The following is a 12352-nucleotide window of genomic DNA, read 5'->3' on the forward strand; positions in this document are numbered from 1 at the left end:
AAGTACTTATTTTTTCCGAGCGTCCGCAATTCGTACTATCAAACAACTACACAAACTTCTGCCGTCCTCCGGGCGTGAGTCGGGCGCTGAAAACGGGTGCCGGGGACTCTGAGTCGGGATTTTTGGCAACGAAAATATTTTTTCAGAAAACGCGTTCGCGACTTATCGGTGCTGGCCACAACCGCACTTTTTGGCGGCTGACACCACGCCGATTCGTGGTCTGATTCCGCGCGCGCGACCGTTCATCGCGCAGGTAACGACGCGCCAAGCGAGGTCCGCCGAAACGAAAACGGCGCCGCTCGAGGCGGCGCCGTCGTCATCGAATGGCGATCGTCAGATGCCGAGCTTGCTCTTGAGGAGGTCGTTGACGACCTGCGGATTGGCCTTGCCACCGGACGACTTCATCACCTGGCCGACGAACCAGCCCATCAGCGCCGGCTTGGCCTGCGCCTGCGCGACCTTGTCGGGATTGGCTGCGATGATGTCGTCGACCACCTTCTCGATGGCGCCGGTGTCCGTCACCTGCTTCATGCCGCGTTCTTCGACGAGCGCGCGCGGGTCGCCGCCCTCGGTCCAGACGATCTCGAACAGGTCCTTGGCGATTTTGCCGGAGATCACGCCCTCGCCGATCAGATCGACGATGGCGGACATCTGTACGGCCGACACCGGGGAGGACGTGATGTCCTGACCTTCCTTGTTGAGACGGCCGAACAACTCGTTGATCACCCAGTTGGCGGCCAGCTTGCCGTCGCGCGTCTTGTTGGCGAGACCGTCGAGCGTCGTCTCGAAGAACTCGGCGCTCTCGCGCTCGGTGACGAGCACGCTGGCGTCATAGGGCGACAGGCCGAAGGCGCTGATGAAGCGTGCCTTCTTCTCGTCCGGCAGTTCCGGCAGCCCGGCCTTCAGTTCAGCGACATAGTCTTCGCTGAATTCCAGCGGCAGCAGGTCGGGATCCGGGAAATAGCGGTAGTCATGCGCCTCTTCCTTGGAGCGCATCGACCGGGTCTCGCCCTTGTTGGGGTCGTAAAGCCGCGTCTCCTGTTCAATCGCCCCGCCATCCTCGAGGATTCCGATCTGGCGCCGGGCTTCATAGTCGATGGCCTGGCCGATGAAGCGGATCGAGTTGACGTTCTTGATCTCGCAGCGGGTGCCATAGGGATCGCCGGGCTTGCGAACCGAGACGTTGCAGTCGGCGCGCAGGTTACCCTTCTCCATGTCGCCGTCGCAGGTGCCGAGATAGCGCAGGATGGTGCGCAGTTTCGACACATAGGCCTGCGCCTGTTCGCTTGAGCGCATGTCGGGCTTGGAGACGATCTCCATCAGCGCCACGCCGCAGCGGTTGAGGTCGACGAAGGTACTGGTCGGGCTCTGGTCATGCACCAGTTTGCCGGCGTCCTGCTCCAGATGCAGCCGCTCGATGCCGATGGTGATGGCCTCGCCATCGGACAGTTCGACGGTGACCTCGCCCTCGCCGACGATCGGCGACTTGTACTGGCTGATCTGGTAGCCCTGCGGGGAGTCCGGATAGAAGTAGTTCTTGCGGTCGAAGATCGAGCGCAGGTTGATCACGGCATTCAGACCAAGGCCGGTACGCACCGCCTGCCGGACGCATTCCTCGTTGATGACCGGCAGCATGCCCGGCATGGCTGCATCGACCAGCGACACGTGGCTGTTCGGCGCGCCCCCGAACTCCGTGGACGAGCCGGAGAACAGCTTGGCTTGAGAATTGACCTGGGCATGGATCTCCAGACCGATGACCATTTCCCAGTCGCCGGTGGCGCCCTTGATGAGCTTCGAAGGTTTGACAGGTGCGTTCATGGAGCGGTTTCTACCGCGACACGAGGCGCGGGAAAACCCCCATGAAGGCCTTCGGCTTCAAACCTGAGCCATTGCAAGCCGGCTACATCCCCGAAGCAAAGGCCTTGAAGACCGGGCTGGCGCGCAGCGTGTCGCGACCGGCGGCGATCACGTCATCGACCTGAGCTTGCGGCAGCTGGAAGCGTGTCGGCACGCTTTCGAGAGCCGCAGCGCGCTCACCGTCAAGCTGGTCGAAACCGAGCCGGCCGACGAAGAATTGCAGGTCGCGGCAATTCCAGCCGGGCCGCGCGCCATAGCTCGCCCGCTGCGCCGCCGAAAGGCCACAGCGCCAGGCGACCAGCGACGACTGATAGTCCTTCATGGTGCGATCGAAGGCTGTGTAGTTGGCACCGACGCTGGCATCGATGGTGGTGTCCACTGCGGCCTTCAGCAGTTCGACACCGTCGGGTCCCTGCACCGTATTGACCCAGTCGCCGGACAGGCCGGTCTTGGAATCTACGACCAGGAACAATGCGCGACGCAGCCGCACCGCCTGTTGCGGGCTCATCGGACCATAGGGCGTGTTGGAGGACTCGCGAGCGATGGTGAAACCGGCGACGCCATAGTTATCGACGAGACCGCCATCCATCAGCTTGATATAGGGCACCGCGCCCTCGCGGTAACGAACGATGGCCTTGGCATAGGAGTTCAGCATCGGCGACGCGGTACGGCTCGACGCCGCGCGCCGCACCCATTCGGGCAGCGGATCGTTGCAGGTGCCGGGATAGGCTTTCACCACCGCCGGCGCGAAGGCGATCGGCACGGCCGCCGATGCCGCAACGGCACTGGAGACCGGAAACTTTCCGAGATCGCTGCAGATCGCGTTAAAGGCCGTGGCATCGAAAATGAACGGGACGCGGTTATAGATGTCCGACGAATTGATCCAGACCCGCGGCGAGCCAACCTGACGCGCCTGGCCGTAGGTGATGCCCTCAAACAGATGAGCGTCGAGCCATTTCGACAGCGCCTCAGGGTCGTTGATCCCTCCGCCCAGTGCGCGACTGATGGTGCCGAGGGACAGCGTGGTCTGCAGCCCTGCCTCGGCGTTCTGCAGCAGGAACCGTTCGCGGAAATCGGACAGCGCGGCGCGTTTCTTGATCCCGAAATAGGCGGCGGTCACCGAACCGCCCGATACGCCGGAGATGTAATCGATGCGGTCGACCATCTTGTCTGACGACCGCGGCATCGGGATGTGCTCCATCTCCTGGAGAACGCCGAATGAAAAAGCTGCCGCGCGCGTGCCGCCACCGGAGAAGGACAGCCCAATGAGGAGGTCATCCATCCCGGCAGGGTCAGTGAAATTGAGCTTGAGGTTGTCGGTCACGCCCTCCGCGCCGACGGGAACGTTGACCGGCGTATTGTAGACAGAGGCACAGCCCAGCAGCAGCGCGCAGGTCGTGACCACGACACCGATCGAACGCAACGCTTTCATCACTTTTCTACCGATCCCAAGTCCGTGGAACCAACCGCAGCCGATCCACGCCCACCCGGACTTTCCCCGATCCGCAATACTCAACCACATACTAACGCAAAGCTTTGCAATTTCGTGCAATGAGGCACGAATGCGACACCCGCGCCCGCAACGTGGCTAATGAATGGTGAAGCGGCGGCGATGGTGCAGAAATTCTAGTTCGGCTGCGTGCCCGGTGCGGCATCAAATACCAGCGTGAACCAGCTGCCCTGCCCGCGAATGCTCTCGGCATTGAACTTCACGTTCGGCGCATTTTCTTTGAGCGTCTGCAGGATCAAAGCGCCGAGCTTGCGCGGCGACGGCCACTCCTGGCCTTCGCCAAGGCCGATGCCGTCATCGGCGACAACCACCGTGACGTGACCGCCTTCGAGCTTGCAGATCAGTTTGATCTGACCGGCGGAGCGACCAACGAAGGCGTATTTCAACGCGTTGGTCAGCATCTCGTTGACCAGCAGTCCCGCCGGCATCGCGATATTGATCGACATCGGGCAATAGCCGACCTGCACATCAAGCGTGATATCCGCCGGGGCGCTGGCAGCCATCACGGCATTGGCGATATCGGCGAGATACTGGCCAAGATCGATATCGGCAGCGGCGTCCTCGGCCGACAGCGTCCGGTACAGCACGGTCAAGGCATCGATGCGGCTTGCCAGCCGTCCCAACGCGACTGCTTCGCCTTCTGCGGCCGATCGGGCTTCGAGGCGCACCAGCGCCGTGATGAGCTGCAGGTTGTTCTTCACCCGGTGCTGCAGCTCGCGCATCAGCATGTCGCGGTCACGGATCTGGTTTTCGAACTGCTCGATCTGCGCGCGCTCGCGGCCGCCGACATCGACCAGCGCGGCAATCCGGAAATTTTCGACGCCGTCGTCGCTTTCGATCACCGAGGCATAGGCCTGCACGATCACCAGCCGTTCCAGCGGCAGCGACGGCCGAAACACGCCGATGAAATCCTCGCCGTCGCGGATCGCCTCGCCCAGCGTCTCTGCTTGATTGTCTTCGTTGAGAAAGCCGTCGAGGCAGGTCCAACCCTGCCCTTCGACGTCGGCCGGCACCATGGACATCAAGGCTTCGAACGCCTTGTTGATATAGACGACCTGCTGCTCGCCTGCGGAACCGCGCGACACGGCAACGGCGACCGGCACATGATCGAGCAGATGCTTGTAGCGGTCGTTCTCGATCGCCTGCGCGAGCTTCGACGATCCCAGAATCTGGTCGACCTGCTGGGTCGGAGGAAGACTGTCGTCAGTGCTCATACGCGTGCCACGTTCATGGACAAAGCATGGCCAAGTGCATTGCAAAACGCAATGTCAAACGCGCAACACTTCACGCGGACGATGATGTCAGGCCCACCACCTGGGCGGCGTGAAGCGTCCCGATGCCTGTTCGATGGTTTCGCTGAGCGAGAACAACGTCTCCTCGTCGAACGGCCGGCCGATCAGTTGCAGCCCGAGCGGCAGTCCCTGCGCATCCTTGCCCGCGGGAACCGCGATGCCCGGCAAGCCGGCCATGTTCACCGTCACCGTGAAGATGTCGTTGAGATACATCTCGATTGGATCGGCGCCGCCCTTCTCGCCGATCCCGAACGCCGCAGACGGCGTCGCCGGCGTCAGGATCGCGTGAATGCCCTTGGCGAAACATTCCTCGAAGTCACGCTTGATCAGCGTGCGGACTTTTTGCGCGCGAAGATAGTAAGCGTCGTAATAGCCGGCAGAGAGGACATAGGTTCCGATCATCACGCGGCGACGAACCTCCGCGCCAAAACCTTCGGCACGGGTATTCTCATACATGTCGTGAATGTTGCGGCCGGGTACGCGCAGGCCGTAACGCACGCCGTCATAGCGCGCGAGGTTCGACGAGGCTTCGGCGGGCGCCACAATGTAATAGGCGGGCAGCGCGTATTTGGTGTGCGGCAGCGACACGTCGACGAGTTCGGCACCGGCGGCCTTGAGCTGCGCGGCGCCTTCCATCCAGAGCTTCTCGATCTCGGCCGGCATGCCGTCGATGCGATATTCCCTGGGAATGCCGATCTTCATGCCCTTCACGGACTTGCCGATCGCCGCCTCATAGTCGGGCACTTCGCGATCGACCGACGTCGAGTCCTTCGGATCGTAGCCGGCCATCGAGCGCATCAGGATCGCGGTATCGCGCACGGTGCGCGCGATCGGCCCTGCCTGGTCGAGCGACGAGGCGAAAGCCACGGTGCCCCAGCGCGAGCAGCGGCCATAAGTCGGCTTCATGCCGACGATACCGGCGAAGGCCGCGGGCTGACGGATCGAGCCGCCGGTGTCCGTTGCGGTCGCGCCGAGACAGAGACCTGCAGCGACAGCCGACGCCGAGCCGCCGGACGAGCCGCCGGGCACCAGATTGACGTCGGAGCCCTCGCGCCGCCACGGATTGATCACCGGACCGAAGAACGAGGTTTCGTTCGCCGAGCCCATGGCGAATTCGTCATTGTTGAGCTTGCCGAGCATCACGGCCCCGTCGCGCCACAACTGCGCGGTCACGGTCGACTCGTAAGGCGGCACGAAGTTGCCGAGGATCTTCGAACATGCGGTGGTGCGCACGTCCTTGGTGGCGAACAGATCCTTGATACCCAGCGGCACACCGCCGAGCCAGCCGCCCTCGCCCTTGGCGAGTTTCGCGTCCGCGGCCTGCGCCATGGCACGCGCCTGATCCGGCGTCTCCAGCACATAGGCGTTCAGCACGCGCGCAGCTTCCATCGCCGCAAGATGCGCATCGGTCAGTTCGACTGACGTGAAGGATTTGGTCGCAAGGCCGTCACGCGCCTCGGCGAGTGTCAGCGACGTCAGATCTGTCATCTATTTATTGACCGGGCTGCAGAAGAAGGGAGAGAGCGTCTTGTCGTTTTCGGGCAGGTCGTTGCCGTGGAGTTCGCGGCGGCGCTTGTCGTCGGCGACCTGCGCAGCCTGAACCTTGTCGAGGATCGCATCCATGGCCGCATCGACGTCCTTGACCTTCCCCTGACGTTCCATCTCGTCGAGGTAGTCCATATAGAGCTGATAGGACTTTTCATCGTCGCAAAGCAGGCACATGGCGTATTCCGTCTGAACGGTTCTTGCTCGATTACTCGACGACTTTGGGCACCAGGAAGAAATGATCCTCTGACTCCGGCGCATTCGCCGTCACTGCATCGACGATCTCGCCGTCAGCGACGACATCGGCGCGCTTCTTCATCTCCATCGGCATCACCGAGGTCATCGGCTCGACGCCGTCGACATTCACTTCCTGCAACTGCTCGACAAAGGCCAGCATCGCGTTCAGTTCACCCTGCAGATGGGGAACCTCGGCATCTGTGACCGCGATCCGCGCAAGGTGCGCGATCCGGCGAACGGTGGCAGCATCGACTGACATCTATATAGGGCCTCTGGGCGAATTCTGCCTGCCGTATAGCAGACGGAGGTTTCGCGCCGCAACCGGCCGGCACCTCCGCCCTGTTTGGCGCCCTAGCCCCGCAACTCAGCCATCCGTGCCAATGCGGCAGCCGCCAGCGACCGCGTCAGCTCTGCCGCGGGCAGTTCGCCCCCCAACCGCACGGCTTGCCCGGCCCAGAGATTGGTGAAATCGACCCTGCCGAGCTTCTCGGCCGCCGTCTTCAACGGCCCCAGCGCGACCGCCGAATGCGGAAACGCCGGCGCATCCGCCGAGATCGGCCCGACTTCGCGCATCACCCGGTTGATGACGCCGCGAGCCGGACGGCCGGTCATGACATTGGTGATCACCGTGGAGGCGTCCGACGCCTCGGCCAGGGCTGCGCGGCCGGGCCCGCTCACCTTGGATTCGGGCGTCCGCAGATACGCAGTGCCGATCTGCACACCCGCCGCACCCAGCGCGAAGGCAGCCGCGATGCCGCGTCCATCGGCTATGCCGCCGGCAGCAATCACCGGAACCTTCACCGCATCCACCACCTGCGGCAACAGCGCGAACAGGCCGGGCTGGGTGGCGATATCCTCGGTCAGGAACATGCCGCGATGACCGCCGGCTTCCGCGCCCTGTGCGATGATCGCGTCCGCGCCGCGCTCTTCGAGCCAGACGGCTTCCTTGACGATGGTCGCCGAGGCGATCACCACGCAGCCCGCCGCCTTGACGCGCTTCAGCAGCGCTGCATCCGGCAGGCCGAAGTGGAAGCTCACCACCTTCGGCTTCAACTCTTCCACCAGCGCACACATCGCCGCGTCGAACGGCGCGCGGTTGGCGGCATTGATGTCGGCATTCGGATCGAGCCCGAGCTCCGTGTAATAGGACGTCAGCCGCTTACGCCAGTTGGCCTCGCGGGCGGGATCGGCATCGACCGCCGTATGGCAGAAGTAATTCATGTTGACCGGCGAGGAAACGCGCTGGCGCACGATATTGATCTGCTCGCGGGCTTTCTCGGGTGAGATCATCGCGCAAGGCAGCGAGGCCAGCGCGCCGCCCTCGGCTGCGCCGATCATGATGTCGGCATCCTGCACGCCAGCCATCGGCGCCTGCACGATGGGATATTCAGTGCCGAATAGATCGATCAGTCTGCGGTCAGGCCACATGGGTACGCTCTCAGAATGTAAGGGGATCGGCACGCGCGTCGTTGCCGGGCCACGGTCAAGCTAGCACGGCCGCAGCGGTACGAGCTATGCGGTTGCGCGGGGGATGAGCATCCACTTGCGCAGCGCAACGCCAGCCCAGATCGCCTCCACCAGTCCGAACGGCCAGGCGCCCTGCAGGAAGCCATAGAGCGATCCAAGCCCGCAGGCGCCGGCAAAGGCCAGCGTAAACCACGGACTGCGCGCCTCCAGCGCATAGCAGACCAGCATGGCGCTGACTGCGAATAATCCGAACAGGCTGAGGGAATCCATGAGGGCTCGTGACTTAGACGCAGCAACGCGGGAACGATGCTACCTTGCCGCAGATCGACCCGAATGTGAAACGCGACCGATGACCGCTGCCATTCCCGACCGACATCGCGCCCAATCTTGCGCCGTCTCGAACGCGTACATGCAGCCGCCGTCAGCCCCGATAACTGCAGCGCAGCGTTTGACCTGATGGCCGCGCGTGTTATGCGGGGCCATGCCCGCTGTCATCCTTCCTCTCGTTGAAGCCGCCGCCCATCTGCCCGCCCGCGGCGCGCTGATCGGCCTCGATCTCGGCACCAAGACTATCGGTGTCGCGGTGTCCGATCCCGATCGTCGTCTCGCCACCGGCATCGAGACCGTCGAGCGCACCGCGTTCAAGGCCGATGCCGCGCGCCTGCTCAAGCTCGCCGGCGAGCGCAACATCTGCGGCTTCGTGCTGGGCCTGCCCATCAACATGGACGGCAGCGAGGGGCCGCGCGCGCAATCGACCCGCGCCTTCGCCCGCAACTTCTCCAAACTGACCGAATTGCCGATCGCGTTCTGGGACGAACGCCTGTCCACCGCTGCCGTGGAGCGCGAACTGATCGCCAATGACGTCAGCCGCGCCAAGCGGGCCAAGGTGATCGACCAGCACGCCGCCATCTTCATCCTGCAGGGCGCACTCGACCGTTTGGCCGCCTTGCTGCGGGCGCCGGATATTCGCTGACCATGCTCACGGTATTCGGTGCTCTCGTCCCGGTCTTCCTGCTGATCGTGCTCGGCTTTGCGCTGCGACGTGTGTTGTTGAAACAGAACATCGAGTGGGTCGGGCTGGAGCAGCTCGTCTATTACGTACTGTTCCCGGCCCTGCTGGTCGATACGCTGTCGCGGGCCAATCTGGCGTCGGTACCGATCGCCGGCGTCGGCGGTGCGCTGCTGCTCTCCGTCATCCTGATGTCCGCGCTATGTCTGGCGCTGCGTCCGTTGCTGGCGCGGGCCATCGGTCTCGATGGGCCTGCCTTCACGTCGCTGTTTCAGGGCGCGACGCGCTGGCAGACCTTCGTGGCACTATCGGTCGCCGGCAATCTGTGGGGCGACCTCGGCATCACGCTGGCCTCCGTCGCCATGGTGGCGATGATCCCGCTGCTGAACATTCTGGCCGTCTGGGTGCTGGCGCATTACGCCTCGCCGCAGCGGATGGCGTGGCCCGCGCTGTTGCTGACCATCGCCAGGAACCCGCTGATCTGGGCCTGCGTGATCGGCCTCGCGATCAACGTGACCGGATTGCCGGTTCCCAAGCCCGCACACGAATTCCTCGATGCCCTCGGGCGCTGCTCACTCGCCATGGGCCTGCTGATTGTCGGCGCAGGTCTTCAACTCGAAGGCCTGCACAAGCCCGGCATGGCTGCGGCACTGACGGTGGTCCTGAAACTCGCCGTGATGCCGCTGATCGCCATGGGCCTCGGCATCGCCTTCGGCCTGTCGGGCACCAACCTCGCGGTGGTGGTCTGCTGCGCATCGGTGCCGTCGGCATCGAACGGCTATATTCTGGCGCGGCAGATGGGCGGCGACGCGCCCCTGTTGGCGCAAATCCTGACCGTTCAAACCACGCTGGCGGTGCTGACCATGCCCGTCTTCATTGCGCTGGCGGAATAGGTTTTTCTTTTTTGAGCATGATCTTGCCCAAAAACCGGTTGCCACTTTTCGGGATCATGCTCTAGGGCGATATCACACCGTTCGCGATGAGCAGCGTCTGAACGGTCGCTGCCAGATTGTTGAGGCCATGCAGAAAGATCGTCAGCCATGTGGAGTGGCTACGATAGCGCATATAGCCGAACAGCAGGCCAATGGTGAAAATCTCGACGAAAAAGAACCAGTCATATTGCAGATGCATCGCCGTCCAGACCAGCGATGACGCCACGATGGCGCCAAGCGGCCGCAAGAACGATTCCGACCAGCCGCGATAGAGGAAGCCACGCGCGAAGAACTCTTCGGTCATCGGCGCACCGACGCAAAATGCGATCACGAGCAACCACAGTGCGCCGTCGGCACGGGCCGACTTCAACACTTCCAGCATGAAGGTCGGCGCGGAATCGCGCCCCATGCCTTTTGCGACCAGCTCCCAGGCGCCGACCAGCGCGATCAGCGCCACCGTACCGATGACGTAGTTTTTCCAGGACGTGCCGCGCAGCCCCAGATAGTCGGCAAAGGACTGCCGCGCCATGCGCGTCGCCAGCCACAGCGCCAGACACACGGCCGGAAGCCCCATGATGACCGATGCCGCGATGGTCGTGCCGCTGCTCATGGCCTTGATCAGCAGCGTCGCGTCGAGCGGCGCATCCTTGATCAGCAGGTAATAGGCGACGACGGTCAACTGACCGAGGAACATCGCTGCAAAGGCGAACAGCCCCCAGAGGCACGTGCCCCAGAATTTCCAGACCCGCGGCGGCTTTGTCGCGGGCGGCAGATCCGAAGGTGCAGCAGGAGCGACGGCCGCCTCCAGCGCACTCACTGCGGCAACGCCCGCTCGAGCAGCCCCCGGCCCTGAGCTTCGGTCAATTCGGCAGTGCCGTAGATCGCGCTGCGCGCACCATCAAGGCGTGTCCGCGCAAACAGTTCGGCATGGGGCGGATGCACCATATTCAGCGCTGCAGCCGCCGCCAGCAACGCCAGCGATTCCACCGCCTGCCGCGCGGCACGCTCGCTATCGGGCCGCAGCAAGGTGCGGATGACGAAGGATGCAGCGTCGGCCGCACCGGGCAGTCCACGCGTCTCCAGCATCAGATCCTGCAGCACCGCGGTCGAAGCGTCGCCTTCGCGCGACAGCGCCCGCAGCACATCGAGACACATCACATTGCCGGAGCCTTCCCAGATCGCATTGACCGGCGCCTCACGATAATGCCGCGCCAGAATGCCCTCCTCGACATAGCCATTGCCGCCCATGCATTCCATCGCCTCGTACAGGAAGCCCGGCGCCGATTTGCAGACCCAGTATTTCACAACCGGCGTCAGGAAACGCATATAGGCCGCCTCGGACGCATCCTCCGGCGCCACATCGAACGCACGGCACAGCCGCATCACCAGCGCGGTGGAGGCCTCCACATGCAGCGCCATGTCGGCGAGCACGCTTTGCATCATCGGCTGATCGGCGAGATGCTTCTGGAACACGCTGCGATGCCTTGCGTGATGCAGCGCATGAACGAGGCCCGAGCGCATCAGGCCTGCCGACGCCGTTGCGCAATCCTGCCGCGTCAGCTGCACCATCTGGATGATGGTGCGGATGCCCTTGCCCTCCTCGCCGACGCGCAGTGCATAGGCATCGTTGAACTCGACTTCCGACGACGCATTGGAGCGATTGCCGAGCTTGTCCTTGAGGCGCTGGAAGTTCAGCGCATTGAGCGAACCATCCGGCCGGAACCGCGGCATGAAGAAACAGCTAAGGCCATCATCGGCCTGCGCCAGCACCAGGAATGCGTCGCACATCGGCGCCGACATGAACCATTTGTGGCCGCTGATCCGATACGCATCGCCATCGCGCACCGCGCGCGTCATGTTGGTCCGCACATCCGTGCCGCCCTGCCGCTCGGTCATCCCCATGCCCAGCGTCATGCCGCGCTTGGCCGACCATGGCGCAAAGCTCGGATCGTAATCGCGGCTGGCGATCACAGGCATGACCTGTGCAAGCACATCAGGCTGCGAAGCCAATGCCCCCACCGCAGCACGCGTCATGGTGATCGGACAGAGATGTCCGGTCTCGACCTGTGCCGCCATGTAGAACCTCGCGGCGCGCGCCACTTCGGACGCGCCGCGTGCGGACTTGCCGTCACGCGTCCATGTCGAATTATGAATTCCTGCCGCAATGCTCTGTGCCATCAACTCGTGATAGGCCGGATGAAACTCGACCTCGTCACGCCGGTTGCCGCGCGCATCGAAGGTCCGCAGCTTCGGCGTATTCTCGTTGGCCAGCCGCGCGCGCTGCGCCATCTCGGCCGAGCCCCAGAGCTGACCGAATTCGGCGTGGTCGACATAGGCGAACGAGCCCTCATTCATCGCCACCGCTTCCACGAGCGGCCGGTCCAGCTCGAACAGATTGACGTCCTCGAAGGGCGGGGACTGGTTGAGCACCGCATGGATCGCGGAGGTGGCGTCGGTCATGGATCAGTTCCGGCTGAAGGCATTGTTGCGAATCATTTTACGC

Annotated in this window: 12 protein-coding genes; 2 read left to right on the plus strand and 10 right to left on the minus strand. The window is 63.5% G+C overall.

Translation table 11 applies throughout. The features are described from left to right. Positions 1-333: 333 nt before the first annotated feature. The 8 genes from gatB to AB8A27_RS13350 all read right to left on the minus strand — a co-directional run bounded on the left by gatB (position 334) and on the right by AB8A27_RS13350 (position 8178). Positions 334-1818 (minus strand): Asp-tRNA(Asn)/Glu-tRNA(Gln) amidotransferase subunit GatB, encoded by a 1485-nt coding sequence (gatB, locus tag AB8A27_RS13315; RefSeq protein WP_441242316.1) that lies wholly within the window; start codon positions 1816-1818, stop codon positions 334-336. Positions 1819-1900: 82 nt separating this feature from the next. Beyond that, positions 1901-3289: a patatin-like phospholipase family protein gene (locus tag AB8A27_RS13320; protein ID WP_441242317.1), complete on the minus strand. Its 1389-nt coding sequence runs from the start codon at positions 3287-3289 to the stop codon at positions 1901-1903. A gap of 194 nt (positions 3290-3483) precedes the next feature. Beyond that, the gene (locus tag AB8A27_RS13325) at positions 3484-4581 is read right to left on the minus strand and encodes a sensor histidine kinase (protein ID WP_441242318.1); all 1098 of its coding nucleotides are present in this window, start codon (positions 4579-4581) and stop codon (positions 3484-3486) included. An 87-nt stretch (positions 4582-4668) separates the two neighbouring features. Next, on the minus strand, positions 4669-6147 hold the full coding sequence (gene gatA, locus AB8A27_RS13330) for an Asp-tRNA(Asn)/Glu-tRNA(Gln) amidotransferase subunit GatA (protein WP_441242319.1): 1479 nt from the start codon (positions 6145-6147) through the stop codon (positions 4669-4671). Continuing rightward, entirely contained in the window at positions 6148-6381 is a 234-nt protein-coding gene (locus tag AB8A27_RS13335; protein ID WP_115029275.1) for a hypothetical protein, read from the minus strand. A gap of 31 nt (positions 6382-6412) precedes the next feature. Beyond that, positions 6413-6700 (minus strand): Asp-tRNA(Asn)/Glu-tRNA(Gln) amidotransferase subunit GatC, encoded by a 288-nt coding sequence (gene gatC / locus AB8A27_RS13340; RefSeq protein ID WP_441242320.1) that lies wholly within the window; start codon positions 6698-6700, stop codon positions 6413-6415. A gap of 92 nt (positions 6701-6792) precedes the next feature. Further along, on the minus strand, positions 6793-7869 hold the full coding sequence (locus AB8A27_RS13345) for an NAD(P)H-dependent flavin oxidoreductase (RefSeq protein ID WP_441242321.1): 1077 nt from the start codon (positions 7867-7869) through the stop codon (positions 6793-6795). 84 nt (positions 7870-7953) lie between these two features. Continuing rightward, positions 7954-8178 (minus strand): hypothetical protein, encoded by a 225-nt coding sequence (locus AB8A27_RS13350; RefSeq protein ID WP_092144320.1) that lies wholly within the window; start codon positions 8176-8178, stop codon positions 7954-7956. 211 nt (positions 8179-8389) lie between these two features. Here AB8A27_RS13350 and ruvX point away from each other — a divergent pair, with 211 nt between their 5' ends. Together ruvX and AB8A27_RS13360 are read left to right on the plus strand one after the other, a co-directional pair. After that, positions 8390-8881 carry a Holliday junction resolvase RuvX gene (gene ruvX / locus AB8A27_RS13355; RefSeq protein ID WP_441242322.1) on the plus strand — a complete coding sequence of 164 codons (492 nt, stop codon included), beginning with the start codon at positions 8390-8392 and terminating at the stop codon, positions 8879-8881. A gap of 2 nt (positions 8882-8883) precedes the next feature. Further along, entirely contained in the window at positions 8884-9810 is a 927-nt protein-coding gene (locus AB8A27_RS13360) for an AEC family transporter (RefSeq protein ID WP_441242323.1), read from the plus strand. Positions 9811-9871: 61 nt separating this feature from the next. Here the strand turns inward: AB8A27_RS13360 and AB8A27_RS13365 are convergent, their stop codons facing one another. Beyond that, positions 9872-10657, minus strand: coding sequence for a lysostaphin resistance A-like protein (locus AB8A27_RS13365; RefSeq protein WP_441244905.1), 786 nt, complete (start codon positions 10655-10657; stop codon positions 9872-9874). A 5-nt stretch (positions 10658-10662) separates the two neighbouring features. After that, positions 10663-12309, minus strand: a complete 1647-nt coding sequence (locus tag AB8A27_RS13370) for an isovaleryl-CoA dehydrogenase (protein WP_441242324.1) — start codon at positions 12307-12309, stop codon at positions 10663-10665. Between the last annotated feature and the right edge of the window lie 43 nt (positions 12310-12352).

The organism is Tardiphaga sp. 768_D3_N2_1 (genome assembly GCF_052076105.1).
Classification (GTDB): domain Bacteria; phylum Pseudomonadota; class Alphaproteobacteria; order Rhizobiales; family Xanthobacteraceae; genus Tardiphaga.

Excerpts from the sequence above, each read along its gene's own strand:
- gatB (WP_441242316.1), bottom strand. The coding sequence starts at position 1,818 with ATGAACGCACCTGTCAAACCTTCGAAGCTCATCAAGGGCGCCACCGGC.
- AB8A27_RS13320 (WP_441242317.1), bottom strand. The coding sequence starts at position 3,289 with ATGAAAGCGTTGCGTTCGATCGGTGTCGTGGTCACGACCTGCGCGCTG.
- AB8A27_RS13325 (WP_441242318.1), bottom strand. The coding sequence starts at position 4,581 with ATGAGCACTGACGACAGTCTTCCTCCGACCCAGCAGGTCGACCAGATT.
- gatA (WP_441242319.1), bottom strand. The coding sequence starts at position 6,147 with ATGACAGATCTGACGTCGCTGACACTCGCCGAGGCGCGTGACGGCCTT.
- AB8A27_RS13335 (WP_115029275.1), bottom strand. The coding sequence starts at position 6,381 with ATGTGCCTGCTTTGCGACGATGAAAAGTCCTATCAGCTCTATATGGAC.
- gatC (WP_441242320.1), bottom strand. The coding sequence starts at position 6,700 with ATGTCAGTCGATGCTGCCACCGTTCGCCGGATCGCGCACCTTGCGCGG.
- AB8A27_RS13345 (WP_441242321.1), bottom strand. The coding sequence starts at position 7,869 with ATGTGGCCTGACCGCAGACTGATCGATCTATTCGGCACTGAATATCCC.
- AB8A27_RS13350 (WP_092144320.1), bottom strand. The coding sequence starts at position 8,178 with ATGGATTCCCTCAGCCTGTTCGGATTATTCGCAGTCAGCGCCATGCTG.
- ruvX (WP_441242322.1), top strand. The coding sequence starts at position 8,390 with ATGCCCGCTGTCATCCTTCCTCTCGTTGAAGCCGCCGCCCATCTGCCC.
- AB8A27_RS13360 (WP_441242323.1), top strand. The coding sequence starts at position 8,884 with ATGCTCACGGTATTCGGTGCTCTCGTCCCGGTCTTCCTGCTGATCGTG.
- AB8A27_RS13370 (WP_441242324.1), bottom strand. The coding sequence starts at position 12,309 with ATGACCGACGCCACCTCCGCGATCCATGCGGTGCTCAACCAGTCCCCG.